Origin of the sequence: Mycobacterium sp. 1423905.2 (assembly GCF_001673155.1) — a bacterium.
Lineage (GTDB): Bacteria > Actinomycetota > Actinomycetes > Mycobacteriales > Mycobacteriaceae > Mycobacterium.
This window is the reverse complement of record NZ_LZLE01000194.1, coordinates 1-4,845: the sequence shown is the minus strand read 5'-3', so window position 1 is coordinate 4,845 and position 4,845 is coordinate 1. Positions and strand designations below refer to the sequence as shown.

4 protein-coding genes and 1 pseudogene are annotated in these 4,845 nt (G+C 66.2%); 2 read left to right on the top strand and 3 right to left on the bottom strand.

Annotated features, from left to right (window positions below; genetic code table 11):
• Both A9W95_RS11405 and A9W95_RS11400 read left to right on the top strand, forming a co-directional pair.
• Positions 1–438 (top strand): annotated as a pseudogene (locus A9W95_RS11405) (hypothetical protein); the annotation flags it as partial.
• Positions 439–486: 48 nt separating this feature from the next.
• Positions 487–1,251, top strand: a complete 765-nt coding sequence (locus A9W95_RS11400) for a DUF1906 domain-containing protein (protein ID WP_067412257.1) — start codon at positions 487–489, stop codon at positions 1,249–1,251.
• Between the two features lie 198 nt (positions 1,252–1,449).
• On the opposite strand, the gene katG is transcribed toward A9W95_RS11400, so the two are convergent.
• The 3 genes from katG to A9W95_RS11385 form a co-directional block, all read right to left on the bottom strand.
• Complete coding sequence (katG, locus tag A9W95_RS11395) at positions 1,450–3,687, bottom strand: catalase/peroxidase HPI (protein ID WP_067412253.1); 2,238 nt, start codon at positions 3,685–3,687, stop codon at positions 1,450–1,452.
• A gap of 33 nt (positions 3,688–3,720) precedes the next feature.
• Positions 3,721–4,167: a Fur family transcriptional regulator gene (locus A9W95_RS11390; RefSeq protein ID WP_067412251.1), complete on the bottom strand. Its 447-nt coding sequence runs from the start codon at positions 4,165–4,167 to the stop codon at positions 3,721–3,723.
• A 28-nt stretch (positions 4,168–4,195) separates the two neighbouring features.
• A partial coding sequence (locus A9W95_RS11385) for a DUF899 family protein (protein WP_067412248.1) occupies positions 4,196–4,845 on the bottom strand: 650 nt, incomplete at its 5' end.

Sequence of the window (4,845 nt, the reverse complement as noted above, 5' to 3'; positions counted from 1 at the left end):
GCGGTCGCCGACCCCGAGGTCCGTGAGCGACTGGGCCGGTTGACCAAGGCGGAGCGTTGGTCGGGCTTTGGCGGTTTCGGCGCCGCGATGCCGGTATCGACGCAAGGCCGGTCGCAACGCCGCACCGACGAGAAGAAATCGAAGCCGCAACCGGAGGCCGACAAACAGGCCGACGACGCGGCCCGTCGACGGTTGGAGAAGCTGCGCGACGCAGTGACCGCTGCTGAGGGCGCCAAAGACGAAGCCGACAGCGTGCTGTCCGAGCGCCATACCGAACGCGCCGAGGCTCGTGAGCGCCGCGACGAGGCGGCGGCGGCGCTGAAGGAAGCCGAGCGTGAAGTGCAGCAGGCTGAAAGCCGCTACGAAAAAGCTCGTCAGGCCAGCCGGGCCGCCGGCGAACGGCTCAAAGAAGCGCAAACGGAGCTCAAGCGGGCTTAGGCCGGCGTTCGCTGGGGCCGGCGGCGCATCGATTGCTACCATCGCGCCGTGCATGGTTCGGGTGCGCCGGGTGTTTCGCGACGCGATGCGTTCAAGTTCGCTTTGTCGCCGATTCTGCTGGGGGCGGCGGGCGCGGCCCTTGGCGCGCCGAACGCGTCGGCCGCGGCCACCAAACTGATCGATTTCGCCGAGCGAACCATTGCACCCGAGGAGATCAAGGCCGCCGGATACGACGGTGTGGTCAACTACGTGTCCATGTCGCGGCCGGGGGCCAACTTCGAGGCCAAGCCGATCACCCGCCAATACGCCGACGCGCTGCGGGCCGCGGGTCTGCACATCGTCAGCAACTTCCAGTACGGGAAGCCCGGTTGGCCCGACCCGTCAGACTTCACCCGCGGATACGACGGCGGCGTCGCGGATGCGAAAACGGCTCAGCAGTTGCACGCGGCCGCGGGCGGGCCGCCGTCGGCACCGATATTCTTCAGCGTCGACGACAATATCGACAGCAACACCTGGAATGGGCCTGTCGTGCAATGGTTTCGGGGCATCAACTCGATACTGGGTGTGGACCGCACCGGCATCTACGGGCACGCCCAGGCGTGCGGGTGGGCGATCAACGACGGGGTCGTCGGGCGCTCGACCACGCCGGGGCATAGCTGGGCGTGGCAAACCAAGGCGTGGTCGAACGGCCAGCGCGAGCCGGCGGCCGTGCTGTATCAGGGCGTACTGGAGGGTCCGGTGTTGAACGGTATCCGGGTGGATGTCGACGACGTGCTGGCCGCCGATTACGGGCAGTGGGATCTGGGTCGGTGAGTCGGGCCTGCGCACGCAGGGTCGTGCTGGGCGCCGTGCTGGTGGCAACCGTCTTGACAGCGACGGCGTGCGGGCCAAAGACGTCGTCGACGCCGCCTTCGTCGACGCGGACCACCACATTGGCCACGGTCAGCGGGGCCGGCCCATAACAAACACCACCCCGCGAACGTGGTCGCGGGGTGGTGTCGTGTCGTGCCGTTACTTGATGTCGAACCGGTCGGCGTTCATCACCTTGACCCACGCCGCAACGAAGTCCTCCACGAACTTGCCCTTGGCGTCGTCTTGCGCATAGACCTCGGCGATCGCCCGCAGCACTGAGTTCGATCCGAAGACAAGGTCGTTGGCGGTCGCCGTCCACTTGGCTTCACCGGTGGCCCGGTCACGGCCCTCGTAGACGTTCTCCGTGGTCTCCGACGCCTTCCACTCGGTGCCCATGTCGAGCAGATTGACGAAGAAGTCGTTGGTCAGCGCGCCCACCTGGTCGGTGAACACCCCATGCTTGGAGCCGCCGTGGTTGGCGCCCAACGCCCGCAGGCCTCCGACCAGCACCGCAAGCTCGGGTCCGGTGACGCCCAGCAGGTAGGCGCGCTCCATCAGCAACTGCTCCAGTGGCGCCTTCTCGCCGGGACGCACATAGTTGCGGAACCCGTCGGCCCGCGGTTCGAGCACTGCGAACGACTCGACGTCCGTGGTCTCCTGCGAGGCGTCGGTACGTCCGGGGGCAAAGTGCACCGAGATCTCGTACCCGGCGTCTTTGGCCGCCTTTTCGACCGCCGCGGAACCGGCCAGCACAATCAGGTCAGCCAGCGAGATCTTCTTGCCGCCCGAGGCCGAGTCGTTGAACTCCTGCTGGATGCGCTCCAGCACCGGGAGAACCTTGTCCAACTCGGTGGGCTCGTTGACCTCCCAGCGGCGCTGCGGTTCCAGGCGCACTCGCGCACCGTTGGCGCCGCCTCGCTTGTCGGTACGACGGAAGCTCGACGCCGACGACCACGCCGTCTTGACCAGCTGCTGAACCGTCAAGCCGGAGTCCAGCACCTTGCTCTTCAGCGATTCGATGTCCTGCTCATCCACCAGGTCGTGGTCGACGGCCGGCACCGGGTCCTGCCAGAGCTGCGGCTCGGGCACCCACGGCCCGAGGTAGCGGCTGACCGGGCCCATGTCGCGGTGCAGCAGCTTGTACCAGGCCTTGGCGAACGCCTCGGACAGCTCCTCGGGGTGGTCCAGCCAGCGTCGCGTGATCTGGCCGTAGATGGGATCCTCACGCAGCGCCACGTCGGTGACCAGCATCGTCGGCGCGCGCCCCGGGCCGTCGAAGGGGTCGGGGATGGTGCCGGCACCGGCACCGTCCTTGGCGGTGAACTGCCACGCGCCGGCGGGGCTCTTGGTCAGCTCCCACTCGTAGCCGTACAGGTTCTGCAGGAAACCGTTGCCCCACTTGGTCGGCGTGGAGGTCCACACCACTTCCAGACCGCTGGTGATGGCGTCCTTGCCCTTGCCGGTCCCGAACGAGCTCTTCCATCCCAACTGCTGTTGCTCGATCGGGGCGCCTTCGGGCTCCGGACCGACCAGGTCGCCGTCTCCGGCGCCGTGGGTCTTGCCGAAGCTGTGCCCACCGACGATCAGGGCGGCGGTCTCCTCGTCGTTCATGGCCATGCGGCCGAACGTCTCGCGGATGTCGCGCGCCGCTGCGATCGGGTCCGGTTTACCTTCGGGCCCTTCCGGATTGACGTAGATGAGCCCCATCGTCGTGGCGCCGTAGGGCTGGGCGAGATCGCGCTCACCGGAGTAGCGCTGGTCAGTGCCCAGCCAGGTGTCCTCTTCACCGAAGATTATTTCTTCTGGCTCCCAGACGTCTTCGCGACCGAAGGCAAAACCAAACGTCTGGAATCCCATGGATTCCAGAGCGACGTTACCGGCGAAAAGCAGCAGGTCCGCCCACGAGACCTTGCTGCCGTACTTTTTCTTGACCGGCCACAGCAACCGCCGAGCCTTGTCCAGGTTCGCGTTGTCCGGCCAGCTGTTCAGCGGGGCGAAGCGCTGCATGCCCTGACCGCCGCCGCCGCGGCCGTCGAAAATGCGGTACGTACCCGCGGCGTGCCAGCTCATCCGGATCATCAGACCGCCATAGTGGCCGTAGTCGGCGGGCCACCAGTCCTGCGAGGTGGTCAACACCGAGATGACGTCGGCCTTGAGCGCCTCGACGTCGAGCTTGGCGAATTCCTGCGCGTAGTCGAAGTCGTCGCCGAGCGGATTGGCCTGCGGCGAGTGCGGGTGCAAGGTGGACGGGTCGACCTGATCGGGCCACCAGTCCCGGTTGGTCCGCGGCGCACTCGACTTGGGTTTGGGGGAGGAGATTGCCGGGTTTTCGCTTTCGCTGTTACTCGCCGTCTTGGTGTCCTCGTGGGGCGGGCGGCTCTGCGATTCAGTTGACACAGCTTTCCTTCCGGTGTGATTGATGGGCTGTGATCACGGCTGTGATCCGGCAGTCGAGCAGTCGGGGCACTGGCCCCAGTAGATGACTTCGGCCTCGTCGAGAACAAAGCCATCCAAATCGTTGTTGTCGTCAGACGGCGTCAGGCATGGCGCCTCGCCGACCGCGCAATCCACGTCGGCGATGACGCCGCACTTTCGGCACACGACGTGGTGATGGTTGTCGCCGACGCGCGATTCATAGCGGGCGACCAATCCGGAAGGCTGAATTCGTCGCACCAGACCGACCGCGGTCAGCGCATTGAGCACGTCGTACACGGCCTGCCGGGAAACGTCGGGCAGGCCGACTCGCACGGCCGAGAACAGGGTGTCGGTGTCGGCGTGCGGGTGGGCGTGCACAGCTTCCAGCACGGCGACTCTTGGACGGGTCACTCGTAGATCGGCTAATCGCAGTTGCTCTGCGTAGTCCGGTGCCGAGGACACTTCGTCAATATGACGTACTTATCTGGACTCAGTCAAGAGTTTGTTGCGCTCCGTAAGCGCGGGCGATATCGGGGGAACCCGGCCAACCCGAATACGTCGGTCGGGCCGGCCACCCGGCGGGGGAGTCTTGCCACTCTTCCTGACGCCCCCAGGGCAAGATGTCCAGCAGCCCGAAGGTGTAACTGAGTTGCTCGGTGCCGCGCCCGGCGGTATGCCACGTGCGGTACACCGTATCTCCGTTGCGCAGAAACACGTTGATGCCGAAGCCACCGCCGGGCGGTGCGTCCATGTCGGCGGCGAACGGGCTTTGCGACGACGAGTACCACTGCATCCGGTTGCCGACCTTGCGCTTATAGGCGAGCGCGTCGTCGATCGGTCCGGTCGTGACGATGACGAACCGGGCGTCGTAGTTGTCGAGCATCTCCAATCGAGTGAATTGCGAAGTGAAGCCGGTGCAGCCGGGGCACTGCCATTCCTCACCGTCGGTCCACATGTGGTGGTAGACGATCAGTTGCGAGCGACCGTCAAACACGTCGGCCAGACGGATCGGCCCGTCGGCGCCGATCAGCGTGTAGTCAGGCAGTTCCACCATGGGGAGGCGACGGCGCTGGGCGGCGATCGCGTCGAGTTCGCGGGTCGCGGCCTTCTCCCGCTTGCGCAACTCGTCGAGGGCCGCGC